This window comes from Bradyrhizobium sp. USDA 223, assembly GCF_044909005.1.
GTDB lineage: Bacteria > Pseudomonadota > Alphaproteobacteria > Rhizobiales > Xanthobacteraceae > Bradyrhizobium > Bradyrhizobium yuanmingense.
In genome coordinates, this window is the sequence record NZ_JBIYDR010000001.1 from 4,076,852 (window position 1) to 4,101,032 (window position 24,181).

The 24,181-nt window shown below is 65.2% G+C and carries 23 protein-coding genes; 7 read left to right on the forward strand and 16 right to left on the reverse strand.

Annotated features, from left to right (window positions below; all coding sequences use genetic code 11):
* Positions 1-1,056 carry an ABC transporter substrate-binding protein gene (locus tag ABIA40_RS18795; protein WP_404542728.1) on the forward strand — a complete coding sequence of 352 codons (1,056 nt, stop codon included), beginning with the start codon at positions 1-3 and terminating at the stop codon, positions 1,054-1,056.
* Between the two features lie 79 nt (positions 1,057-1,135).
* On the opposite strand, the gene ABIA40_RS18800 is transcribed toward ABIA40_RS18795, so the two are convergent.
* The 4 genes from ABIA40_RS18800 to ABIA40_RS18815 all read right to left on the reverse strand — a co-directional run bounded on the left by ABIA40_RS18800 (position 1,136) and on the right by ABIA40_RS18815 (position 4,562).
* Positions 1,136-2,683 (reverse strand): heme peroxidase family protein, encoded by a 1,548-nt coding sequence (locus ABIA40_RS18800; protein WP_404542730.1) that lies wholly within the window; start codon positions 2,681-2,683, stop codon positions 1,136-1,138.
* A 258-nt stretch (positions 2,684-2,941) separates the two neighbouring features.
* Positions 2,942-3,214, reverse strand: a complete 273-nt coding sequence (locus tag ABIA40_RS18805) for a hypothetical protein (protein WP_036025895.1) — start codon at positions 3,212-3,214, stop codon at positions 2,942-2,944.
* A gap of 143 nt (positions 3,215-3,357) precedes the next feature.
* Entirely contained in the window at positions 3,358-4,089 is a 732-nt protein-coding gene (locus ABIA40_RS18810) for a cytochrome c biogenesis CcdA family protein (protein ID WP_157280996.1), read from the reverse strand.
* 206 nt (positions 4,090-4,295) lie between these two features.
* Positions 4,296-4,562, reverse strand: coding sequence for a hypothetical protein (locus ABIA40_RS18815; protein WP_275508917.1), 267 nt, complete (start codon positions 4,560-4,562; stop codon positions 4,296-4,298).
* A gap of 485 nt (positions 4,563-5,047) precedes the next feature.
* Between ABIA40_RS18815 and ABIA40_RS18820 the strand changes: the two genes are divergently transcribed.
* From ABIA40_RS18820 to ABIA40_RS18830, 3 genes are all read left to right on the forward strand, one after another.
* On the forward strand, positions 5,048-6,097 hold the full coding sequence (locus ABIA40_RS18820) for a LysR family transcriptional regulator (protein WP_157280992.1): 1,050 nt from the start codon (positions 5,048-5,050) through the stop codon (positions 6,095-6,097).
* A 29-nt stretch (positions 6,098-6,126) separates the two neighbouring features.
* Positions 6,127-6,498: a helix-turn-helix domain-containing protein gene (locus ABIA40_RS18825; RefSeq protein ID WP_020608151.1), complete on the forward strand. Its 372-nt coding sequence runs from the start codon at positions 6,127-6,129 to the stop codon at positions 6,496-6,498.
* Between the two features lie 298 nt (positions 6,499-6,796).
* Positions 6,797-7,618, forward strand: a complete 822-nt coding sequence (locus tag ABIA40_RS18830; protein ID WP_404542734.1) for an enoyl-CoA hydratase — start codon at positions 6,797-6,799, stop codon at positions 7,616-7,618.
* Between the two features lie 33 nt (positions 7,619-7,651).
* On the opposite strand, the gene ABIA40_RS18835 is transcribed toward ABIA40_RS18830, so the two are convergent.
* The 8 genes from ABIA40_RS18835 to ABIA40_RS18870 all read right to left on the reverse strand — a co-directional run bounded on the left by ABIA40_RS18835 (position 7,652) and on the right by ABIA40_RS18870 (position 16,645).
* Complete coding sequence (locus ABIA40_RS18835) at positions 7,652-8,731, reverse strand: isocitrate/isopropylmalate dehydrogenase family protein (protein WP_404542736.1); 1,080 nt, start codon at positions 8,729-8,731, stop codon at positions 7,652-7,654.
* 133 nt (positions 8,732-8,864) lie between these two features.
* The gene (locus ABIA40_RS18840; RefSeq protein ID WP_036037755.1) at positions 8,865-9,932 is read right to left on the reverse strand and encodes an alcohol dehydrogenase; all 1,068 of its coding nucleotides are present in this window, start codon (positions 9,930-9,932) and stop codon (positions 8,865-8,867) included.
* 75 nt (positions 9,933-10,007) lie between these two features.
* Positions 10,008-10,979, reverse strand: coding sequence for an ABC transporter ATP-binding protein (locus ABIA40_RS18845; protein ID WP_271545502.1), 972 nt, complete (start codon positions 10,977-10,979; stop codon positions 10,008-10,010).
* Complete coding sequence (locus tag ABIA40_RS18850; RefSeq protein ID WP_404542739.1) at positions 10,976-11,968, reverse strand: ABC transporter ATP-binding protein; 993 nt, start codon at positions 11,966-11,968, stop codon at positions 10,976-10,978. The genes ABIA40_RS18845 and ABIA40_RS18850 overlap by 4 nt, the downstream gene beginning before the upstream one ends.
* Positions 11,965-12,837, reverse strand: coding sequence for an ABC transporter permease (locus ABIA40_RS18855; RefSeq protein WP_404542742.1), 873 nt, complete (start codon positions 12,835-12,837; stop codon positions 11,965-11,967). The genes ABIA40_RS18850 and ABIA40_RS18855 overlap by 4 nt, the downstream gene beginning before the upstream one ends.
* Positions 12,824-13,774, reverse strand: coding sequence for an ABC transporter permease (locus ABIA40_RS18860; RefSeq protein WP_404542745.1), 951 nt, complete (start codon positions 13,772-13,774; stop codon positions 12,824-12,826). Before ABIA40_RS18860 ends, ABIA40_RS18855 begins: the two co-directional genes overlap by 14 nt.
* Before the next feature lie 7 nt (positions 13,775-13,781).
* Positions 13,782-15,317, reverse strand: a complete 1,536-nt coding sequence (locus ABIA40_RS18865; protein ID WP_404542748.1) for an ABC transporter substrate-binding protein — start codon at positions 15,315-15,317, stop codon at positions 13,782-13,784.
* Positions 15,318-15,448: 131 nt separating this feature from the next.
* The gene (locus ABIA40_RS18870) at positions 15,449-16,645 is read right to left on the reverse strand and encodes a CaiB/BaiF CoA transferase family protein (protein WP_404542751.1); all 1,197 of its coding nucleotides are present in this window, start codon (positions 16,643-16,645) and stop codon (positions 15,449-15,451) included.
* 193 nt (positions 16,646-16,838) lie between these two features.
* Here ABIA40_RS18870 and glgA point away from each other — a divergent pair, with 193 nt between their 5' ends.
* Complete coding sequence (glgA, locus tag ABIA40_RS18875; RefSeq protein WP_271545533.1) at positions 16,839-18,254, forward strand: glycogen synthase GlgA; 1,416 nt, start codon at positions 16,839-16,841, stop codon at positions 18,252-18,254.
* Between the two features lie 306 nt (positions 18,255-18,560).
* Here glgA and ABIA40_RS18880 read toward each other — a convergent pair whose 3' ends face one another.
* The 3 genes from ABIA40_RS18880 to ABIA40_RS18890 form a co-directional block, all read right to left on the reverse strand.
* Positions 18,561-19,511: an oxygenase MpaB family protein gene (locus tag ABIA40_RS18880; RefSeq protein ID WP_404542755.1), complete on the reverse strand. Its 951-nt coding sequence runs from the start codon at positions 19,509-19,511 to the stop codon at positions 18,561-18,563.
* 88 nt (positions 19,512-19,599) lie between these two features.
* Positions 19,600-20,745 (reverse strand): patatin-like phospholipase family protein, encoded by a 1,146-nt coding sequence (locus ABIA40_RS18885; RefSeq protein WP_404542758.1) that lies wholly within the window; start codon positions 20,743-20,745, stop codon positions 19,600-19,602.
* A gap of 58 nt (positions 20,746-20,803) precedes the next feature.
* The gene (locus tag ABIA40_RS18890; RefSeq protein WP_404542761.1) at positions 20,804-21,628 is read right to left on the reverse strand and encodes a 3-hydroxybutyrate dehydrogenase; all 825 of its coding nucleotides are present in this window, start codon (positions 21,626-21,628) and stop codon (positions 20,804-20,806) included.
* 180 nt (positions 21,629-21,808) lie between these two features.
* Here ABIA40_RS18890 and ABIA40_RS18895 point away from each other — a divergent pair, with 180 nt between their 5' ends.
* Positions 21,809-22,696 carry a LysR family transcriptional regulator gene (locus tag ABIA40_RS18895; protein WP_404542764.1) on the forward strand — a complete coding sequence of 296 codons (888 nt, stop codon included), beginning with the start codon at positions 21,809-21,811 and terminating at the stop codon, positions 22,694-22,696.
* A 9-nt stretch (positions 22,697-22,705) separates the two neighbouring features.
* On the opposite strand, the gene ABIA40_RS18900 is transcribed toward ABIA40_RS18895, so the two are convergent.
* Positions 22,706-23,422 (reverse strand): peroxiredoxin-like family protein, encoded by a 717-nt coding sequence (locus ABIA40_RS18900; protein WP_404542767.1) that lies wholly within the window; start codon positions 23,420-23,422, stop codon positions 22,706-22,708.
* Between the two features lie 273 nt (positions 23,423-23,695).
* On the opposite strand from ABIA40_RS18900, the gene ABIA40_RS18905 reads away from it, so the two are divergent.
* Positions 23,696-24,175 (forward strand): cupin domain-containing protein, encoded by a 480-nt coding sequence (locus tag ABIA40_RS18905; protein WP_404542770.1) that lies wholly within the window; start codon positions 23,696-23,698, stop codon positions 24,173-24,175.
* The last annotated feature ends 6 nt before the right edge of the window (positions 24,176-24,181 follow it).

The window sequence follows — 24,181 nt, forward strand, 5'->3', positions numbered from 1 at the left end:
ATGAAACGACTCTTGCTGCTTGGATTGGCGCTTCTGGCCGGCATGGTGCCGGCAAGCGCCCAAACCCTGACGAAACTCAAGGCCGGCATGGTCACCGGCATCGACCAGATCGGCCTGCCCATCGCGCTCGAGCGCGGCTTCTTCGAGAAGTACGGGCTCGACGTCACGATCGCACGCCCCTACGCCACCGGCGTCGACGCGCTGAACGCGTTGCAGGCCGGCGAGAGCGAGATCGTGCAGGTCGGCGTACCCATGATCGGCGCGGTGCTGCGCGGCATGGACCTCGTCGCTCTGGGCAATTACAGCGGCAACGCCACCAAGGCCGGCTCCGATGCCACGATGGCGATCATCGCGCGCGAAGGCTCGGGCATCGTCAAGGGCGACCTTTCGACGTTGAAGGGCAAGAAGATCGCGGCGTCGTTCGGCACGATCAACCATCTCTACATCCTGGCGACGCTGGAGAGGGCCGGACTGAAACCCGACGACGTAACATTGGTCAACACCCCGCCCCCGGACATGACCGTCGCCCTGCTCGCCAAGGGCATCGACGCGTTCTCGGGCTGGGACCCCTGGCCGATCGTTGCGGGCAAGGACGTGCCGGGCGCCGTCGAGATCATTCGGGGCGGCGACGTGATCTCCTATATCGGCTTCAACGTCGCGCTGCGCCCATGGGTGCAGGCCAACGGCGAGACCATCGAGAAATTCCTCGCCGCCGTCTCCGAGGCCGACCAATGGATGCGCAAGAACCCGAAGCTGGCGGCACAAGTCGCGACGCGCTGGATTCCAGGCCTGAAGCAGGAGGTCGCGGAGGCCGCGATGCAGTTCAACATCCAGCAGGCGGACCGCCGGCTGTCGGCGAACAACTACCGCGCGCTATGGAGCGCCCAGGACCGGCTCACCCGGCTCGGCATCCTCAAATCGACCTTCGATGTCAATGCGCATATTGAGCCGAAGCACATTCTCAAGGTCATGAAAGACCGTCCTGAGCTGTTCGCCGACCTGCCGCCGATCCCGGAGACGGCGGCGATCACGCCGGGCTACGTGTTCAAGCCCTGAGCATTGTTGCAAACGTCCAGACCGGCGCGCCATGCACGCCGGTCCGGCCCACCGTCTGCAACGCTGGCGGGCGTCTGGTCTAGACCGTCGAGATGCCGTCGATCGGGCTGATATCCCCGACGAAACGCAGCAGGTCGGCCATCGTGAATTCGCCCGGCACTTGCGACGGCAGCGTCGGCTTCCAGGTCTTGCCCTTGAGCCAGAGATACGACTGGTGGTCGCCATGGACGAGGCCGACGAAGACCTCGGCAAGCAGGGTCGCGCCAACCGGCCCGAGCCTTTCGCCGCTGCCCCGCTGCTCCGCCTCCTTGAGGATGTAGTACCAGAGCGGGGTATGCTGGTGCAGGCCATGCTTTTTCGCCACGGCGCCGTCGCTCCCCTTCGAGATTTCTTCCGGCGTCAGCGGATTCTTGATCTTCATGGCCTTGGCGACGTCCTGCCCGGACGGCAATCCCAGCAACACGCCGCGCTTGAGGTTGCGGAACGGCAGGCTGCCGCCGTCGCCAGGCAGGGTATGGAGTTGCGGCACGATGAAGGGGTCGATCTTGCGCGAGGGATTGAGCGTCACGCCCGCAGGGTTGTTCGGCAGCACCTGAAAGTAGCGCCGCCAGTCGATGATCCAGTTGCTCGAAAGCAACGGAAGCGGGAGCGGCGGCTGAATCGGATTGGGTGCGAGGTCTCCGATGATTCCTCCCGAAAGGCCGGTGAACCTGAACAGCAAATCGAGAGTTGCAGGAATACCGTCGGGGCCGAACGTGAAAATCCGGTTGTGGCTATAGGCCTGGCGCACCATGCTGTGGCCGAGACGATAGACCGCCCCCGAAAACTCGACGGGCATGTAGGGGATCTTCTTGAAGCGGTAGAAGCGCCGACCCTGCTCGAGGATCTTCGCAACGATACCCTTCTCGGTGATCCGCTCCACGAAATCGTGCAGGACCATCCATTGGTAGTGCCAGGTCACGATCCGGCGCGCTTCCTCGAAGATCTCGCCCGCCGGCTTGCCGGACGCCGCGAACTGATCGCAGACCTTGTTGTGAAACTTCAGCATCGCAAGATGGGTTTGCGCGACGACCAGGTTCTCGTCGTTGCGATGATCGCCGATCAGGGCAAACCCCTCGGGATTGCGCGGCAGGTCGTTGCGATGATCTCCGGTGATGGTGTCGACGTTGACGGTCTTGCCGATCAGGAGCTTGGGACCCGGAGTCTTGCCGTTGTCGCCCGCCGAATTGCGCGCGTACAGATGACGGCTCCCGTCGGGACCGAGACCATAGATGCTGTCGAGATCGAGTGCGGGCGTGCGAAAGTTCGTGACCGCCATCGGATCGGCTTCCTTCTCGCCGAAGGAGGTCAGATCGAGCGTGATGTCATGATCGACGAATTGGCCGAGATAGGTGAAACCCGCCGGGACGTTGGCGTTGTTTCCCGCGGCATCGCCGGGGGCGGGATCCTTCATCGCGTCGGCGAGTTCGCGCAGCGGACCGTCGTCGACAGCGAGCGGCTCCAGGGTCGGAAACATCCGGCCAAACATGCCCGGATCGTCGTGTCCGGAAAGCGTATCCAGAAATTGTCGCGTCGGTTGACGTCCGGCCTTGCCATGACCGGGATGAACATTCACGTCGGTTCCCATCGCTTGCTCCTGCTCAATATGCTGTAAGGGAGAGGGGCGCCGAAGATGTCGATTGTCTGAAATTCTCGTTTCAGTATACGTTCAGAAGAATTGCCCCTCAGGGTGCAGTACGAAGGAATATTACCACAGATTGCATTCTGTGGATGTGTCCTACCGCGAGGCCTTTTGCCCCACCAGCCACACAGGCTTTTGATCGTCCGAAGCTCGAGCAGGAAAGACTAAGGCGCGATCGACGCGTCGGCTGAATCGCTCAGCGCGTCAGCGCTTAGCAGCGAACCGCGACCAGATCTCAGCGTCCGTGTAGAAGTCCACGCCGCCATCGAGATCTCTCACCAGCCACTCGCCGAGATAGACGATCTGTGTGCCGCTGCGCCGCTCGTGCCGAAGCTCGAATTTTCCGTCGGCATCCTTCTGCAGCGAGCAATTCGACTGAACCCAGCTCGGCCACTCCTGCAACGGCTGCCCCAAAAATTGCCAGGCAACCAACGCCGCGTTGTCCGACAGGGGTTCTAAGCGCAGTGTCTTGGTCACGTGATCTCCACCATGCGAGTTGTCCCACGATGCAACGCCTCGGGACCGGAAAGGTTTGGAATCGTCGTTCCGTGGCAGCATGCCTGACCGATTTCAACGGTTCCTCTACTTTTTCGTCCGTGAGAACCCGGTCCCCGCGCGCCCTAACCGATCGTCTGCAGCACCGGAAACGTCTCCAGCAGCCAGATGCTCACATTCGAGACCGCGCCGGTGAGAAAGCCGATGCCGGTGAGCACCATCAGGACGCCCATGGCGCGCTCGACGTTGACGAGTTGGCCCTTCATGCGCGCGAACAGCGCGGAGAACTGTTCGATCATCAGCGCGGCGATCAGGAATGGGATGCCGAGGCCCGCGGAATAGACCGCGAGCAGGCCGGCGCCCCTCGTCACCGTGGCTTCCGCCGCGGCGACCGAGAGGATCGCGGCGAGGATCGGGCCGATGCAAGGCGTCCAGCCGAACGCAAATGCGAGGCCCATGATATAGGCGCCCCACAGGCCGACCGGTTTGGGGATCGGCAGGCGTCCTTCCCGCATCAGAAAGCCGATCCGCGTCAGGCCGAGGAAGTGCAGGCCCATGATGATGATGACGATGCCGGCGAGGATCGACAGCTCCGCCGACCAGGCACGGATCAGCCCGCCGATCAGCGAAGCGCTGGCGCCGAGCGCCACGAAGATGGTGGAGAAGCCGAGCACGAACAGGAGCGCCGACATCATGATCGCGCGCTTGGAGGCCGCGACCGGCTCGTCGCTCTCGACATGCTCGATCGTGGCGCCCGTGAGGTAGACCAGATAGGGCGGAACCAGAGGCAGGACGCAAGGCGAGAGGAAGCTGACGAGGCCGGCAATCAGTGCGGCCGGAATCGAAACATTTTGCATGATGCAATCGGAGCCATCTCAGGCCCCGTCAAGGCGCGCAGGGATCGCGCCCGACCCGGAGCCGAACCGGCTCTGGTGTAGCCCATGCCGGAGAATGCGCAACAGAGGCGCACAAAGCCAGGGCTCCGCCCGATGCCCTCCGTGATCACAGATGCGGCATCGGGACGCGCACAAACCTCGCCGGAAAGCGAGATTGGGCGGCGCGGCTACTTCACCACGCGGAGCAGCGGACGCCGGGGCTGGTCCTGCGTCTGCTTGGAAGGGGCCGGCGGCTCGCTGGCAGCGCTCCGCAGCATTTCGTCGCACAGCGCCTTGAGATCGGCACTGTCGATTCCTTTCAGTTTCATCCTGACGTCGAGGATGACGATGGACAGCATCTCGGCCGACTCGCGGCTGTTGCAGGCATTGAGAACCCTGCGGCACTCCTCGAGCGTTTCCAGCACCGACTGCAACTGTTCGTCTGAATGCGACACCGGCGTTCTTTCCGTTAATTCGGCCTGCGAGACGTATCTGTCACGCCCCCTTCGGCCCCCATGGAAGACGATAGATAGCACGAGGCGACTGCGCCTTCGAACCTGATTTCAGTGTGTTTGTGCTGCGGAACCGGGTTCCCGCTCGCATCGCCATGCGACGCCTTTGGCGACCGCAGCAATGCTCCGGGAGCGAACGCCTGACGCGGTGCGATTGATCCGGCAACGGCGAAGAGCACCGACTCCTGCGCAAGACCGTTCATTGCAGTCAGCGCCGGCACTCCCGCAGCCATCTCGCGGCTCGCAACGGAACTCACGTCATACCCCTCACTCGAGCCGATTAGCCTCGCCCGAATTCCCAGCCCATGGGAGCATCCAAATACCGCCCTAAGGTAGTAAGGATGACGTTCAAAACTCGTCGTTCCCCAACCCGTCGTGGTTGTGGTTTGCGCCAGATTCTGCCAGTTTAGCGTTCCAAAGGGAATTGTATGCACTCCTTGGCGGAAAGGGGCGTTCCTCTGGCGGAACGCCCAAAGACAAATATCAGCGGCCTCTCCGATTGGGACGCCGCCCGCATATTCTTGGAAGTCGTCCGATGCGGAAGCTTTCGCTCGGCGGCCGAGCGCCTGTCTCTGTCGATCAACGCCGTGCGGCGTCGGATCGACGATTTCGAACGCCAGACCGGCACCACGTTATTCACGCGCGACGTCCACGGCACCCATCTGACCGATGAGGGCGCCTTGGTAGTCTCCGCTGTCGAACGCATGGAGGCGGCCACCTTCGACGTGCTGCGCGCCAGCGATTCGATGGCCAACGCGCTGTCGGGCGAGGTCCGCGTGGCCGTCACCGAAGGGCTCGGCACATTCTGGCTTGCCCCCCGCCTGGTCGAATTCCAGCAGGCCTATCCGAAAATCCTGGTGGACCTGCATTGCGCGATGCGCTCGGCCGACGTCTCGCGCCACGAGGCCGACGTCGCCATTCATCTGTCTCGTCCCTCGGCGCTGGACATCAAGCTGGTGCGGCTCGGCCGCATGCATCTGATGTTCTGGGCCTCCGAGAAATACATCGCAAAGCATGGCGCGCCGCGCTCGGCGGCGGAATTGATCAAGCATCGTCTGGTGCTGCAATTCGCCGACCAGCTCGCCGCCAAGGAATCCTTCGAGAGCTTCTTCCCGGGCGTGTCCGAACGTGACCTTCTGGTCATGAAGACGAACGTCTCGAGCGCCAATTATTGGGCGGTCGCGAACGGCGCCGGCATCGGTGTCTTCCCGAGCTACGCCATTGCGCTCGGCGGGAAACTAATTCCACTGGAGGTCGAGCTGAACCGGCCGCTGGATATCTGGTTGTCCTACCACCCCGGTAGCGGCCGTATCCCCCGCGTGCGGCACATGATTGACTGGCTGATCGAGGCTTTCAATCCGGCCCGCTTCCCGTGGTTTAAGGAAGAGTTCGTGCACCCGCATGAATTCAAGGACTCGTATATGGGCGAACCCCTGACCCAGCTCTTCGGGGGATTTTCAACCGAAGAACAAAGGTGAAAACAGAGATGAAAGCAGCGGCGAAAAGAATGAAGCAGCGCAGCGCGGGCAAGCCGGACATCGAGCTTGGCAAGCGGATCCGTCTGCGGCGCGTCGAGATGAAGATCTCGCAGGCCGAGCTCGGCGAGAAGCTCGGCGTCAGCTTCCAGCAGGTGCAGAAATACGAGAAGGGCGTCAATCGCGTCGGCGCGGCTCGGCTTCAGCAGATCGCCTCCGCCCTCGATGTGCCCGTGACCTTCTTCTACGACGGCGACAACAAGGCCCGCGAAGTCGAGAGCCTGCTCTTCCTCGACTCGGCCTTCAGCCTCCGCCTGCTGCGCGCCTACAGCAAGATCAAGGACCAGACGGTGCAGCGTCAGCTCGTCTCGCTGATGGAATCGATCGCGGCGAACGAGAGCTGAGGCCGGTCGACGGCCCGGCCTTCACGGCCGACGTTCAATCCGCCGCGTCACGGGGGCGCGGCCGGATTGCACGAGATCGGCCGAAAGATGTCTGCGCGCAACTGCGCGCGGCCCGTCTCGGGGCGGCCTGGCCGCCCCTTTTTCTTGGCGGTCTTCCTTCGACGTTTCCGCCTCCGTCGAACGCGGCGCGCCATGCAATCGCAGCACAGGCGGATGCAGCCTCTGCTCTCCCGCGCCGGTTGACCGCGGCGGCGCCTGCGCCGCACATTGCGCCTCGCCACCGAGCAGCGAGCGCGCGATGCCAGACGTTATCAGCACGACCGGAACACCTTACGCCGACGGCAAGATTCTGACGCACACGGCCGATGGCGTCGGCGTGATCACCTTCAACAATCCCGACAAGCGCAACGCGATGTCGCTGGAGATGTGGGAGGGATTTGGCGAGGCGCTGACGGCCTTGCGCGACGACGACACGGTGCGCGTCGTGATCCTGCGCGGCGCCGGCGGCAAGGCGTTCGTCTCGGGTGCCGACATCAGCCAGTTCGAGAAAGTGAGGCACAATGCGGCGGCGTCCGAGCAATACGCCAAGCGCAGCGCCGCCCAGCGCGCGCTGCTCGCCGATTATCCCAAGCCGACCATCGCCTGCATCGACGGCTATTGCCTCGGCGGCGGCATGCAGGTCGCGATGCTCGCCGACATCCGCCTCGCCTCGCAGGACAGCCAGTTCGGCATTCCCGCCGCCAAGCTCGGCATCGCCTATGGCTATGACGGCCTGCGGCATCTGGTGTCGCTGGTCGGGCCGTCCTGGGCGCGGCTTCTGATGTACACGGGCATGCGCATCGATTCCGCCGAGGCGCTTCGCATCGGCCTCGTCGAGCGTGTGTTTCCGCAAGGCGAGCTCTGGGGCGAGACCATGGCGATGGCCGAGACGATCGCGCAGAACGCCCCGCTCGCGATCAAGGCGGCCAAGATCACCATCGCGCAGGTGCTGAAGGACGAGAGCCGGCGCGACATGGAGGCGATCAAGGCGATCGGCAATGCCTGCATGGACAGCGCGGATTTCCGCGAGGGCCGGCAGGCCTTCATGGAAAAGCGCAAGCCGCAGTTTAGGGGAAAGTAATTTCGTCGTGGAGAGAGGCGAGGAGCACAGCCCCTACAGCGCTCCCAGCACCGCCTTCGTGATGTCGGCGGTGCCGTTGCTGCCGCCGAACTCCATCGGCTTGATGCCGCCGGCATAGACCTGGTCCATCGCGCGCTCGATTTGCTCACCCGCCTCGGCCGCAATTTCTACGCCGTGCTTGTCGGCGAGCCAATCCAGCATCATCGCGGCGGACAGGATCATGCCGGTGGGGTTGGCCTTGCCCTGCCCCATGATGTCAGGCGCCGTGCCGTGGCACGGCTGGAACACCGCGTATTTGTCACCGATGTCGGCGGACGGCGCCATGCCGAGGCCGCCGATCAGGCTCGCGGTGATATCGGAGACGATGTCGCCGAACATGTTCTCCATCACCATCACGTCGAAATCCCAGGGACGCTTGACCAGCATCGCCGAGCAGGCGTCAACATAGAGATGATCCGTCTTCACGTCCGGATGACGTTTAGCGGCCTCGTCAAAGATCCGGCGGAAGAAGGCGAACGCCTTGAACACATTTGCCTTGTCGACACAGGCAAGCGACCCCGGCTTGCCGCGCACCTTGCGCCGCTCGGCGAGGCGAAACGAGAACTCGAACAGACGCTCCGAGGTTTTGCGCGTGATCACCAGGGTCTCGCGCGCGTCCTCATGGGTAACGATGCCCTTCCCCATCGAGGCGAACAGGCCCTCGGTGGACTCCCGGATCACGACGAGATCGATGCCGCGCTGGTCCGCGCCGACGATCGGGCTCGGCACGCCCGGAATGAGCCGCGCCGGACGCACGCCGGCATAGAGATCGAAGATGAAGCGCAGCTCGATCTGCGGCGCGATCTCGGTGTTGTCGGGGTAGCGCACCGACGGCAGGCCGCAGGCCCCGAGCAGGATCGCGTCCGCCTCCTCGCATAGCTTGATGGTGCTATCCGGCATCGACTTGCCGGTCGCGAGATAATGGTTGGCGCCGGCCGGCGCCTCGGTGAAGCGGAAGCCGAGGCCGGACTTCTCGCCGACCTTGCGCAGCACCTCCAGCGCCGGCGCCATGACTTCAGGGCCGATGCCGTCACCGGCGAGCACGGCAATGTGGAAGGCGTTGTTTGCGGACATTTAAGGCCTCAAGGAAGGTGTCAACCAGGTCGTCATTGCGAGCGAAGCGAAGCAATCCAGAACTGCATCCACGGAGACATTCTGGATTGCTTCGTCGCTTCGCTCCTCGCAATGACGAGGGAGAGGGCGTTCGTTACGGCGTCAGCACCGTACGCCCGACCACCGCGCCCTGCTGCAATTGCAGCAGGGCGTCGTTGGCCTTGGCGAGCGGTTGTTGCGTCACCGGGATCGGCGGCACCTTCTTCGACCGCACCAGGTCGAGCAGCTCCTGCGTCTCGCGCAAATTGCCGACATAGCTGCCCTGGATCGTCACCGCCTTGATCGGAATCAGCGGCAGCGCCCAGGTCGCGCCGCCGCCGAACAGGCCGACGATGACGAGCTTGCCGCCTTTGGTCAGGCAGTCGAAGCCGAGCTGCGTCGTGGCGGCATTGCCGACGAGATCGATCACGGCGCGGATCGGGCCACCCGCCTTCTTGGCAAGTTGCTCCAGCGCGTCCGGCGCCTTGGGATCGACGGTCGCGAGCGCACCGGCCTTCTCTGCCGCCTCGCGCTTCCTCGCGTCGATATCGACCATGATCGCGCCCTTGCCGCCCATCGCCTTGAGCAGCGACAGCGCCATCAGCCCGAGGCCGCCGGCGCCGAACATCACGATCGGCGTGTCGAAATGCTGCTCGACCTTCTTCAGCGCACTGTAGGTGGTGACGCCCGAGCAGGCATAGGGCGCGGTCGTCGCAGGATCGAGGCCTTTCAGATTGAGCAGGTAGCGCGGATGCGGCACCAGCATGTGATCGGAATAGCCGCCGTCGCAATAGACCCCGAGCGAGCGCGGCGTCAGGCACATGTTCTCGTCACCGGCGAGGCACGTGGCACATTTGCCGCAGCCGATCCAGGGATAGACCAGCCCGACATCGCCGACCTTCAGGTCGCCCTGATCGGTCGGCTTCACGTCGGGTCCGAAGGCGAGGACTTCGCCGACCGTCTCGTGGCCCATGGTCAGCGGCAGATTGATGCCGCGGTCCTTCAGCGAGAGCGGCTTGCGGCCATGGCCGAGATCATAGCCGCCTTCCCAGATGTGGAGGTCGCTGTGGCAGACGCCGGCGGCCTTCACCTTGATCAGCACCTGTGTGCCCGAGGGCTGCGGCGTCGCCTCGTCGACCTCCAACAGCGGTGCCTTGAAATCGGCAACCTTGAAACTCTTCATCGGCGTCCTCCCGCATGCTTCTTGTTGTCGCGCCACCATGCCATGGTCGGCGCGACCAGACAAACCGGTCTTAGTTCAGGCCAGCGGATGGTGGCAAGCCGCGAACTGGCCGGGTGCGATCTGGCGCAACTCCGGTATCTCCGCGCTGCAACGCTGATCTGCGCGCGGGCAGCGGGTGCGGAAGCGGCAGCCGGATGGCGGCGCAATCGGCGATGGCGGCTCGCCGGCCGCCACACTTTCGACGGGACGCACGTCCGGATCCGGCACCGGGATCGCCTGCAACAGCAGCGCGGTGTAGGGATGCGCAGGCCGCGCGAACAATTGCTGGGAGGGAGCGACCTCGCAGAGCCGGCCGAGATACATCACCGCGACGCGATCGCTGACTGCTTTGACCACGGCGAGGTCGTGCGCGATGAACAGCAGCGTCAGACCGAAGCGCGCCTTCATCTCCTCCAGAAGGTTGAGGATCTGCGCGCGAATGGAGACGTCGAGGGCCGACACCGGCTCGTCGCAGACGATGAATTCGGGTTTGAGCACCAGCGAGCGCGCGATGCAGATGCGCTGGCACTGGCCGCCGGAGAATTCGTGCGGCAGGCGGTTCGCCACGAGATCGGGGTCGAGCCCGACCGCGGAGAGCACCTCGTGAACGCGCCGTTTGCGCTCGGCGGCATCCTTGATCCCGGCGATGATCAGCGGCTCGGCGACGATGTCGCCGATGCGCCGGCGCGGATTGAGGGAAGCAATCGGATCCTGGAAGATCAGCTGCACGCGCCGGCGCATCCTGCGCAGCGCCTCGCCCTCCATGGCGGTGAGGTCCTCGCCGTCGAACATCACGCGGCCGGACTTAGCGCGGCGCAGTTGCAGCACCGCGCGGCCGAGCGTCGACTTGCCGCAGCCGGATTCGCCGACCAGTCCCAGCGTCTCGCCGCGCGCGACCTCGAGGCTGACACCGGAGACGGCATGAACAATCTTGTTACCCAGACCATATTCGACGACGAGATTGTCGACGCTCAGAAGCGGCGCGGGGCGCGCGGCAAGCTGCATCATGCCTCGATCCCCTCCGCCATCCGGATCGGATGGAAGCAGGCATAGAGATGTTCCGCCATCTCGGCACTCGTCAGGACCGGCTTGGCCTCATGACAGCGCGCCGTGGCATAATTGCAGCGCGGCGCGAAGGAGCAGCCTTTCAGAGGCCGCGTCGGATCGGGTGGACGGCCCGAGATCGCCGGCAGCGGCGTATGCGGCGCGGTCTCGAGCTTCGGGATCGCCGCCAGCAACGCCTCGGTGTAGGGCATGTGCATGCGCTTGAACAAGGCTTGCGTCGGCGCGCGCTCCACCACCCGGCCGGCATACATCACCGCGACCTCGTCGGCCCGGCCAGCGACGACGCCGAGATCGTGGGTGATGATGATCATCGCCATGTGGCGGCGGCGCTGCTCGCGCGCGAGCAGATCGAGGATCTGAGCCTGGATGGTGACGTCGAGCGCGGTGGTCGGCTCGTCCGCGATCAACAGCTTCGGCTCGCAGGACAGTGCGATCGCAATCGCGATGCGCTGGCGCATGCCGCCGGAGCATTGATGGGGATATTGTGTGAGCCGCTGCTCCGGGGCGGGAATGCCGACGGCGGCGAGCAGCTCGATGCTGCGGGCCTTCGCGGCGGGAGCGTCAAGCTCGAGGTGCTCCTGGATCGTCTCCATCAGCTGCGTGCCGATGGTGAGCACCGGGTTGAGCGAGGTCATCGGGTCCTGGAACACGACCGCGAGGTCGCGTCCACGCAGGCGCCGCAGGCTTTCAGGCTCGAGCCGCACCAGATCCTCGCCGTCGAACATCACTCGGCCCGTCAGCTTCGCCTTCTTCGGCAGCAGCTGCAGCACGGCGCGCGAGAGCATGGTCTTGCCGCAGCCGGATTCGCCGACGATCCCAAGCGTGCGGCCGGCCTGCAGCGAAAGGTCGACGTGATCGACGGCGCGCAGGTTTCCGCGCGGGGTCGGCAGCTCGACCGCGACATCCTCGATGGCCAGGAGCGGCGCGGTCACAGCGCCCCCTGACGTGGGTCGGTGAGGGCCCGCAAGGTGTCGCCGACGAGGTTGAACGCCAGCACGGTCGCGAACAGTGCTGCCGCCGGCAGGAAGGCGAGACGCGGCGCGACGTCCAGACTGTCACGTCCCTCCCCGATCATGCTGCCCCAGCTCGGCATCGGCGGCGGCACGCCGAGGCCGAGGAAGGACAGCGCGCCCTCGACCACGATGGTGACGGCGACGCCGAGCAGGAAGAAGGCGAGCAGCGGCAGGATGACGTTCGGCAGCAGCTCGCGCAGCAGGATGCGCGCATGGCTCGCCCCTAACGCCTCGGCCGCGATCACGAATTCTCGCCGCGCCAGCGTCAGCGTCGCTGCGCGCGCCACGCGCATGAAGGCGGGAATACCGAGCACGCCGAGGACGACAGTGAGGTTGGGGACCGACTGCCCGAGATAGGCGACCACCGCGAGCGCGAAGATCAGCGGCGGAAACGCGAGCAGCACGTCCATGCTGCCGACCACCAGCGTCTCGAACCGGCCGCGGAAATAGCCGGCCAGCAGGCCGAGCGCGCCGCCGACGACGAGGCCGATCATGGGCGCGATCAGCCCGACCGTCAGCGACACCCGCGCGCCAAAGATCAGCCGGGCGAGCTCGTCGCGGCCGAGCCCGTCGGTGCCGAGCCAATGTTCGCTGGAGAAGGCGGCGCGCCGTTCCAGCATGTCCATGTCGGTCGGGTTCTGCAGCGGCAGCACCGGCGCCAGGATCGCTAGCGAAATGATGATCGCAACCCAGGCGCTTGCGATCCAGAACAACAGGCCGAGCTTGGGCTTGCGGCCGACCGGCGCAGCCACGTCCTCGTCCTGGATCGACAGCTCAAGCGTGGCCATGGCGGATCCTGGGGTCGAGCACGGCATAGAGCATGTCGACGATGAAGTTGACGATGACGAAACCGCAGGCGACCAGCAGCACGACGCCCTGGAGGATGACGAGGTCGCGGGTGTAGATCGCCCCGACCAGCAGCCGGCCGATGCCGGGCAGCGCGAAGATCGATTCCACGATCAGCGTGCCGCCGAGCAGGCGGCCGATATTGATGCCCGTCACCGTCACCAGGGTCAGCGACGACGGCTTGAGCGCATGCACGAACAGGATGCGCGATGGCTTGAGACCCTTTGCTTTCGCCAGCGCGATATAGTCCTCCTGCAAGGCGGCGATCATGTCCGAGCGCAGCACACGCATGATGCCCGGCCACTCCGCCAGCGCCAGCGTCAGCGCCGGCAGCACGAAGAAGCGCAAATTGGCCAGCGGTGCCTCGGTGAACGGCACATAGCCGGTCGCCGGCAGCCAGCGCAGCTCGACCGCGAACAGATAGATCAGCAGGATCGCTACCAGGAACGACGGCATCGACAGCATCGCGAAGGCACTGCCGGTCATGAAGCGGTCGAACGCGCCGCCGGCGCGCGCGGCACAGGCGATCGCGACGGGAACGCCGATCAGGAGCCCGATGAACTCGGCCATCAGCATCAGCTGCAGCGAGACCGGAATGCGCTCGGCCACCGCCTGCAGCACCGTCTGCCCGGTGCGAAACGAGCGGCCGAGATCGCCCTGCACCACGTGGCCGAGCCAGCTCAGGTAGCGCCACCACAGCGGCTGGTCGAGCCCCATGTCGCGGCGCAACGCCGCGACGTTCTCCGGCGTTGCCTGGTCGCCGAGGATGACGAGCGCGAGATCGCCCGGCAGCAGCGAGGCGATCAGGAACGTCAGCAACGAGACGGCGAGCAGCACCGGCAGCATGGCAAGCAGCCGCCGAACGATGAAGTTCAGCATCGCGCCATCATTCCAGCCAGGTTCTGGAGACGTCCATCACGCCGTTGTACATCTTCGGAAAGCCTTTCAGCTTGGCACTCGACAGCGCGTAATAGGTGTTCTGGAAGGTCCAGAACCAGATCGCCTCCTTGTTGATCAGGCGGCTGATGGCGCAGTAATCCTCGCTGCGTTGGCCCATATCTGCGGTCACGCGTGCATGATCCAGCAGCCTGTCGAGCTCGGGGTTCGAATATCCGGAGAGCGACAGCGGACTGCCGCTGCGGAAATTCGCGTACATCTGCGGATCGGGATCGGCGAGATCGACGATGCGCCACGGCGTCAGCTGGAATTGCCGCGTGAAGGCTCGCGTCGGAATCGTGGCCTGGTCGACCTGCTCGATCTCCATGTTGGCGCCGACGCGCTTCCAGAACTGCTGCAGCACCTGGCCGATGATGCGGCCGCGCGGCGTTGCCGTCACCAGCATCTTGAACTCGACCGGCTTGCCATAATCCTTGATCAGCGCCTTGGCCTTCTCGACGTCGAACGGCAGCGCCCCGTCGTCCTTGCACTTGACCCAGGAGCCGTCGCCGTAAGGATTGCTCGCGGGCCGGCTCAGGCCGTTGCTGATCGCCTGCGACATCTTGGGACGGTCGATCGCCATCACCAGCGCCTGGCGCACCCGCACGTCGTCGAACGGCGCCGCCTTGGTGTTGAAGGCATAGACCGCAGCGCCCGAGCCCTTGTAGGTGTGAACGGTGAGCTTGGGGTCCTTCTGCGCCTTCGTGATGTTGTCGGCGTCGTTCTCGTCGTCCCAGATGATGTCGGCTTCGCCCGATTGCAGCGAGGCGAAGCGCGACTGCGCATCCGGCAGCGGCTTCAGGACGATGCGGTCGAGATAGGGACGGCCCTTGTCCCAATAGTTCGGGTTCTTCTCCAGCACCATGCGGTCGCCGGCGGTCCATGACTTCAGGATGTAGGGACCGGTGCCGACGGGATTGCGGTTGTAATCGTCGCCCTTGGTCTTCCAGGCGGTCGGCGAATGGATGACGTTGTTCTGGCTCTGGATGGTGATCGTCGCCGGCAGGTTCACGCTAGGATCGGTGAGATTGTAGACGATTGTGTATTCGTCCGGCGCCAGCACCTCCTTGACGTTGGTGATGTAGAAGGCGCAGCGGCACTTGTTGGCGGGGTCCTTCTGGCGGTCGAAATTCTCCTTGAAGGCCTGCGCATTGAACGGTGTGCCGTCGTGGAATTTGACGCCTTCGCGGAGCTTGAAGGTCCAGGTCTTGTAGTCGTCGGAATGGGCCCACGACACCGCGAGCTTCGGCGCGGCCTCGCCCTTGTCATTCAGCGTCGTCAGCGTGTCGAAGATCGCGGCGGCAGCGGTGAAGGTCGAGGTGTCGTAGACGCCGACCTTGAGCGGATCGAAGCCTGCGATCTCCAGCTCCTGTCCGACCGTGATGCTGCCGCCCGATTTCTGCGCCTGCGCTGGCGTAGCCAGTGCAAATGCCGCAACGAGGAAAATAGGCACGCGCCTGCGTGCCAAGGCCGCCGCGTTCGTCATGGTTCCTCCCGGGATCCCTCGTCCGATGTTTCGGATCGTTGAATGACTCGGAGGCGAGCTTGGCGACAAATGCTCGCCTCGGCAAGAGGAACGAACGAGAGTTCAAACGCCGCATGTGGCGGCGATAAGACTCAGGATGTCGCCGCCGTTTTGCCTGGCGGAATTGCCCCACCGTCCGCAAGCCCGATCTCCTGGCGCAAGGCGGCGGTGTGCTCGCCGAGCACGGACACGGTCTTGGCCGGCGCCGTGTCAGCGCCCGACATCCGGAACGGCAGGTTGAGCACCTGGAATGAGCCGCCCTCGTCCCGCACCTCTGAGAGCGCACGGCGATGCGCAAGCTGCGGATCAGCCAAGGCCTCGGACACGCTGCGATAGGCCGAGGCCGGCACGCCGGCAGCCCCGAGTGCGCGCAGGCACGCCTCGGTCGAAAGCTGCCGCGACCAGATTTCGACGCCGTCCATCAGCTCGGCCCAGTTCTCGCGGCGCGCGGCATAGGTGGCGAAGCGTGGATCGGAAACCCAGTCCGGGCGGCCGATCACCCCCATCAGGGCCTGGAACGTCTTCTCGCTGGCGATCGTGATCATGACGTAGCCGCTTGCCGTCTCGGTCGGCCCGAACATGGGGCGCGGCGGCGGCGGCACCGCGAATTGCGAGCTCTGCAGCTCGGTCAGCGTCAGCGACAGCATGGTTTCCAGCATGGAGACGTCGATGTGCTGGCCGGCGCCCGTCACGCTGCGTTGATAGAGCGCCGACGCGATCGCGCCAAAACCATAGGTCCCGGTGACGACGTCGGCGTGGTAGATACCGCAATAGTCGGGACGGTTGCGGCCCGGCTGGTAGGCGAGATGGGCCATGTCATAGCCCGAGGCCGCGTGGATCACCGGGGCGTAGGCCGGCAGCTCGGCCGAAGGGCCGGTCTGGCCATAGCCCGAGATCGAGCAGTAGATCAGCCTCGGGTTGACCTGACGCAGGCTGTCGTAGTCGAGCCGAAGGCGGCGCATCACGCCGGGACGGAAGTTCTCGACCAGAATGTCGGACGTCGCGGCCAGCCGGCGCACCGCCTCCTTGCCGTCCTCGGACTTGAGGTCGAGGACCACGCTCTTCTTGCCGACATTGAGCTGGCCGAACGCGGTGCTGCAGCCGTTGCGGAGAGGAGGCCGGGTCCGCATCGTCTCCCCGCCATCGGTCTCGATCTTGATGACCTCGGCGCCCATGTCGGCGAGCATCCGTGTGCAATGGGGCCCGGCGATGGTGGTCGAAAAATCCAGCACCCGCAGGCCCGCGAAGGCCTTTGTCGTCGTCCCCTCATGCTTATCTGCTAGCTGCATGCCTGCCTGCGCCCTCGGATCTCGTGGGAACCATCGAAGTTCTTTGTTGTTGATGCGGCGACCCTAGAGGGCGGCGGCTGAGTAGGAAAGTGTTTACCGAACAGACGTGCCGCGTGGGCGGGCTTTGGAATTCCAGCACAACTGGACCCGTTCTTGCATAGCAGCGAGCGGGATCGGAAAAGGGCGGCTGTTCTTGAGGGTCTTGTTCGTCACCACTGAGATGGACGACTTCGTTCGCGTCGGCGGACTGGGCGCCGTTTCCGCCGCCCTTCCCCGCGCACTTCGCTCCTTCGCCGATATCCGGATCATGCTGCCCGGCTATCGCGACATCATCGAGCAACTCACCCATATCCAGATCGTTGGCCGCTGTCCGGCATTCGCGGAGATGCCGGCCTGCTCGCTTGGCCGTGCCGCGACCAAGGACGGGCTGCCGGTCTATGTGCTGTTGTGCTCGCAGCTCTACGACCGGCCCGGCAACCCCTATGGCGACGAGCTCGGGCGCGATTGGCCCGACAACGACATCCGCTTCGCGCGCTTCGCCTCGGCCGCGGCTGAGCTCGCCATGGGCAAGCTGGACAAGAATTGGGCAGCAGACCTGATCCATGCCAACGACTGGCAGGCCTCGCTCGTGCCGGCCTACCTGGCCTGGCAGGGCGCCAAGCTCCCATCCATCCTGACCATCCATAACCTCGCCTATCAGGGCCTCTTCCCGAAGGACTCGCTGCGGCGGATCGGCGCACCGGAGAGCTCCTTCCACATCGACGGCGTCGAGTTCTACGACCAGGTCTCCTTCCTCAAGGCGGGCCTCGTCTACGCCTCCCACCTCACCACGGTGAGCGGCACCTATGCGCGGGAGATCACCACGGCCGAATTCGGCTGTGGCCTGGAGGGCCTGCTCCGCCTGCGCTCGGACGCCGCCGAGCTCACCGGCATCCTCAACGGCATCGACGAGAGCTGGGACCCGCGCTCCTGCGCCCAGCTCGCCCAGCAATTCGGTGCCGGCGACTGGGTCGGCAAGAAGGCCAATGCGGATTACGTCCGCAAGCAGTTCGGGCTGGCGGTCTCGCGCGGACCGATGTTCGGCATCGTCGCGCGCCTCGTGCACCAGAAGGGCATCGACCTCGTTCTGTCAGCGGCGGACGAGATCGTCGACGCCGGCGGGCAGATCGTGGTCACCGGCTCCGGCGAGCCGGCGCTCGAGCAGGCCTTGATCGACGCGCACCGCCGCCGCCCCGACGCGATCGGGGTTGCGATCGGCTTCAACGACGCCCAGGCGCGGCGCATCTTTGCCGGCAGCGACTTCACCCTGATGCCGTCGCGGTTCGAGCCGTGCGGGCTCAGCCAGATGTACGCGCAGCGCTTCGGCTCGCTGCCGATCGGTCACCAGACCGGCGGCCTCGCCGAGACCATCAGCGACGGCGAGACCGGATTCCTGTTCTCGAAGCCCTCGCGCGAGTCCTTCCTCGGCGGCGTGCGGCGCGCCTTCTCGGCCTTCATGGCCCACGACCAGCTCGACACCATGCGCCGCAGCGCCATGGGGCGCTCGTTCTCCTGGAGCGTCTCGGCCGGCAGCTACAGCGCGCTGTACCGCAAGCTGGCATCGGTGTGAGGATGAGGCGCCCCGAGGAGCGTACTCATTCTCCGTCATTGCGAGGAGCGAAGCGACGAAGCAATCCAGAATCCCTCAGCGGTGACAGTCTGGATTGCTTCGCTGCGCTCGCAATGACGATGCGGAGAAACTCGCGCGCCCCACTCCGCTCTCGTGCCCCGGACGCAGCGCAGCGCGTCGCCCTTGCGACGTGGTGCGCTGCTGAGCCGGGGCCCACGCTGCACAGGAGTTCGTGGCCTCTGGGTCCCGGCTCTGCGCCGCAACGCTCATGCGTTGCGGCTTGTCCGGGACACGAGCGATCGGCCGTCACCCCTTCCCGCGCACATCCATCTGCGGACGGCCGATCCAGGCGCGATTAAGACACCGCGTCATCCAATCAGGCTGCGCTTCGCCCCGCAGCCGCGCCTGCGCTTCCTGGTAGGGACCGACATAGCGCAGCCGGCCAGGCAATTTCGGATAGACGAGCCTGATCCATCGCAGCGCGTTGTCGGCAGATCGGATCCCGCGCTCGTCGAGCTCAAAGCCGAAGCCCGCGCGCAAGCGCTCGGGCAGCATGCTCGCGGTGAGCGCGCAATACCAGCGCGGCGGCCGCAGCCACGGGCGCGCGCCGCTGAATATCTGCGCGGCGATCTCGCGCGCCGCAGGGCCGACGGTTAGCGCCTCCGACTGCGCCATGGCCTTGGTGTAGGCGACGAAGCCGGACCAGTCCGCCGGCAAATCATCCCCCGTCAATCCGAACAGGGCGCCGTACAGCCTGGCCTCGCTCCAATAGCGATCGCGCTCCTCCGCCGAGAGTGGCGGCAGCACCAGATCATGTGCCATGAGCGCGGTCTCGACCAGCGTGGCGTGGACCCAGCGCAGCGCGGGGATGTCGTTGGCGCAGTAGCGCGAGCCGGCCGCGAACGGCCCCACGGTCTCGGGCATCTCGCCGATGATCATGCTGTGACGCCGATGCAGCTGCCGGGACGACAGCAGCGCCCGGTCCAGCGAGCCGAACACCATCGTAAAGACGATGTCGAAGGTGCGATGGAAGCGGCCGATCGGATCGGCGAGGGTGCGCGAATGCTCGGCGATCGCCGCCGCCACCCATGGATGGGCCAGTTGCAGCAGCAGCGCACGGCCGGCGCCGAGAAAGAGCACGGCCTCCCGGTCGATCTGCCAGGTCAGTGAGGCCGGACCGAATACGCCCGCGACCGGTCCCGCCGCATTGGCACGCAGCGTATCGAGCGACTCCTCCAGATCTTTCTCAGCGACCATTTGCAAGCCTCGCGACGAAGATACGGCAACCATACTCCGGACCGCGCGCCTGCAAAATCGTCGTGCGAAGCTATGACGGACAGAGTCCTCACTCCGCCGCGATCGGCATCTCGTCCATATGCTCGTGCAGCACGACGCCGGCGAGCGGATCGAATTCGCCGATCCAGGGCTTGCGCGCCAGTACGGACTTCGTGTGCGCATAGCCGGCGTGCCAGCGCCGCGTGATCCCGGACGGACTGAAGTCGATATCCTTTGTATGGGTCTCGTGCTCGAGCTGCGGCGCCAGCAGCCGCACCACATGCATGCGGGTTGGACAGCCGTAGCTCGTCAGCTCCGTCACCGCGGGATCGTTGCGCTCGCTCTCGGGCAGCCGCGCCGCGAGCTGATTGATGACATGGCGCAGACGATGGGCCTGCTGCTGTCGCACGATCTGGCTGGCGATGCGGCTGGAATATTGCACGTCCTTGTGCCGGTTCAGCACCTCCGCCATCGTGGTCGGCTCCGGCCCGACCGGATTCCACAGATGCACGGAAAAGATCAGCGAGTCCCTGCGTGGATTGTCGTCGAACACCGCTTCGGTCGGCGTGTTCGACAGGATACCGCCGTCCCAATAGAGCTCGCCGTCGATGCGCACGGCGGGAAAAGCCGGCGGCAGCGCGCCCGACGCCATCACATGCTTCACCGTCAGCTCGCCGTCGCGGCTGTCGAAATAGCGCATTTCGCTGGTGCCGACATGAGCCGCACCGACCGTCAGACGCGGCGCGCAGCGGTTGGCGAGATCGAAATCGACGAGCTCGCTCAGCGTCTTCTCCAGCGGCGCGGTGGAATAATAGCCGGCGTGATCGGCGCCCAGCGGATAGGAATCGCCGGCATGGGCCAGCGGATTGGGCCGGAAGAAACCGGCAATGCCGTGGGTCACGGTCGACCAATAGGCCAGCTTCTCGTTGAAGCCGGGAAAGGCGGAGCGCCAGTCCCAGATCGGCTGCTGCTCCATCCGCTTCCAGAACTCCCGCAGGCGCGCGAGCCGGTGCTCGGGCGCGTTGCCCGCGATGAGGCTCGCATTGATGGCGCCGATCGAGGTGCCGATGATCCAGTCCGGCTCGATGCCGGCTTCGTGCAGGGCCTGGTAGACCCCGGCCTGGTACGAGCCGAGCGCACCGCCGCCCTGAAGCACGAGCACGACCTGACCCGGCAGGTCGAACTTCCTGTGCTGAGAATTGTCCTGCGTGCCCATGTCTCGCTCCTGGTGAGCTTGCACCTTTCGAGTATTCGACTTGCTGCGCCGGCCCATGTCAATGCGCGGTCCAACCGCCGTCGACCGGCAGCGCAACGCCGGTGATCGAGGCCGCCGCGTCCGTCGACAGGAACACCGCCAGCGCGCCGAGCTGCTCGACCGTGACAAAGCGCTTGTTCGGCTGTTGCGCCAGCAGCACGTCGCGGATCACCTGATCGCGCGATATGCCGTGCGCCTTCGCCTGCCCGTCGATCTGTGCCTCGACAAGTGGGGTATAGACATAGCCGGGGCAGACCGCGTTGCAGGTGATGCCTTCCTCCGCAGTTTCCAGCGCCGTCACCTTGGTCAGGCCGACGATGCCGTGCTTGGCCGCCACATAGGCCACCTTGAACGGCGAGCCGACCAGGCCGTGCGCCGAGGCAATGTTGATGATGCGGCCAAAACCGTTCTGCCGCATGGCCGGCAACGCGAGCCGCGTGGTGTGGAAGGCCGAGGACAGGTTGATCGCGAGGATCTGGTCCCACTTCTCGACTGGAAACTGGTCGAGCGGCGCGACATGCTGGATGCCGGCGTTGTTGACCAGGATGTCCAGCCGGCCGGATTGGGCCACCGTCGCCGCGATCATCTCGGCGATCGATTTCGGCCTCGTCATGTCCGCTGGCGAATAGCTGGCCTTGACGCCGAACTCGGCGCCGATCTGCTCGCGCGTCCGGCCGATCTCGCTGGCAACGCCAAGGCCATTGAGCACGATGTCGGCGCCGGAGGCGGCGAGGGCCCGTGCGATGCCGAGACCGATGCCGCTGGTCGACCCGGTGACAAGCGCCACCTTGCCGGCCAGCACGCGTGACGAAGTGGACGTCTGCGTCTTGATGGGGATGTTCATGATCCAGACCTCTTCTCGGCGCGACACCGCGCCAGGCTGAAGCGGAATGTGCGGGATCTCCGGGATTTGCGGAAATGCCGGCTGGCTTCCAAGTCCATACGTCGGCGCTATCGCAGGCGGGATGTCATTTCCCGTCCTGATCGGCTAGATTCCCGTTCGATTTCTGCTGGGAGCCGATCCATGGAAATGCACCAGGTCCGCTATTTCCTCGCGGTGGCGCAGCTCTTGAACTTCACGCGCGCGGCCGAGGAGTGCAACGTCACGCAGCCCTCGCTGACGCGCGCGATCAAGCAGCTCGAGGCCGAGCTTGGCGGCGATCTGTTCCGCCGCGAGCGCCCCGCCGCGCAATTGACCGAGCTCGGCCAGCGCATGCATCCGCTCCTGAAGCAGTGCTATGACGCAGCCATCGGCGCGCGCTCGCTCGCCTCCTCGTTCAGGAGCGGAGAGATCGGTGCGCTCCGCGTTGCGCTGACGCATTCGATCGACCTCGCTTTGCTGATTCCGCATCTCAACGAGATCAAGCGGCAGTTCAACCGGCTCGAATTCCGCTTCCTGCGCGGCTCTGCTCGCGAGGTCGGCGACTTCCTGAAGAAGGGCGAAGCCGAGCTCGGCATCGCGGCCGAGATCGACGAGGCCTGGGACCGGCTGGATGTGTGGCCGCTGTTCACCGAGAGCTTCGAGCTCGTTGTCGGAGACGGGCACCGCCTGGCGGGTCGCAGCTCGGTCGAACTGGACGATCTGCGATCGGAGCTGCTGCTGAGCCGAACCTTTTGCGAGCACGCGCGCCGCATCTCCGCGACCCTGCGCGAGCACGGCATCGACATCGAACAGGGTCATGAGGTCTCGAACGAGCGCGACTTGATCGAGCTGGTCGAGGCCGAGATGGGCATCGCCATGTTGCCGCATACCTCACCCGTGCCGGAGCGGCTGACCCGCGCTGCGGTCACGGGGCTGGACGCCCGCCGCACCGTCAATCTCTATGGCGTCGCCGGTCGGCAACGCACCGCGGTGGGCAATGCCGTAATGCGCATGCTGCGCGGCGCCGACTGGCGCGAGATCGCGGGCTAGCGCCGGCGCTCAATTCTCCTGGCTCGCGCGCTCCAGCGCTTCGATCAGATCGTCGATCTCCATGCGCTTGCGGAAATCCGGATCGACGAAGCGGGCTTTCACGATGCCGTCGGGTCCGACCACGAACACGGCGGGGATCGGCAGCATCCAGCCGTCATTGCCGTGGAATTTCGCCATGTCCTGATAGGACAGCAATTGCTGGATCTCGCCGCCGAGCCAGATCGCAAGGTTGAGCGACAGCGCATAGCCGTTGTCGAGATCGGTCAGGATCGGAAACGGCGCGCCAGCTTCGGCCTTGAGCTGACCAGTATATTCCTGCGTCTCCGGCATGATCGCGACTACATGCGCCCCCATCGCGTTGATGCGGTCCAGCGCCTGGACGACGGCGCGGACATTGAGCCGGCAATAGGGACACCAATGGCCGCGGAAGAACATCACCGCGACGGGGCCGCGCTCCAGCAGCGAGGGCAGCGACACGAGACGCCCACCTTCGTCGGGCAGCATGAACGGCGGCATCGGATCGCCCGGGCGCGGCGCAGTCTCGCCGCCGCCGTTGCCGTTCAATCGCGCGACCAGGCGATCGACCGCCTCGCCATAGGCCGGAAAGACCTCGCGGCTCGCATCGGCATAGGCGCGGAGCTGTTCGTTCAGCGTGCCGTCCATGTCGCGGCAGCGCTGGAACGCGAGCCTGAGCTGTTCGGCGTCGGCTGGCGAGAGAGACGTCATCTTCCTGCTCCGGCTTTCCTTAAGGGCGGATACTAGTTTCCCGGTTCGCCCGCCCGCAAGGGCGACCGCAATCCGGCGCGCTGGCATCGGACGCCGGATGCTGCGAAAGCGGAAATGCCGAGACCCAATCGGTTCGATAGCCGCCGCCTATCGGCATAGCGCGGGGCTATCGCATCGAAAGCAAGCCGGCATTTCAAGATGGAGGGGGTCTCGACGAAGCTCCTGCCATAGACCGCCGCCATCAGGGCTCGCGGCCAACAGAGGAGATTTTCCATGTCTAGCCATCTCACAATGTCGCGCGTGGTTTGGACAGGCGTTGCCGTGCTCGGTGCGCTGACATTCGCGACGCCGGCTTTCGCCGGCGAATGTCCGGCCGGCAAGACCAAGCCGAACGCGCAGCCGATGGTCGACTACAAGCCGGTCGGCGTCACCGACGTGACGCTCGGCGCGATCGATCTCGGCAAGCAGCCCGCCCGTATCGAGGGCCGCGAGCTGCGCTTCCGCAAGCTGACCATCGAGCCCGGCGGCATCGTGCCCTGGCACAGCCATGACGACCGTCCGGCCCTGATCTTCGTGCAGCAGGGCGAGATCGTCGAATACGCCTCCAACTGCGTCGACCCGATCGTGCACAAGGCCGGCGACATCCGCCCCGAAGTCCACGGCACGTCGCACTGGTGGAAGAACCTCGGCAAGGAGACGGTCATTCTCTATGTCGGCGACGTCCGCAAGGATCCCAACGACAAGCATATGTAGTGTGTC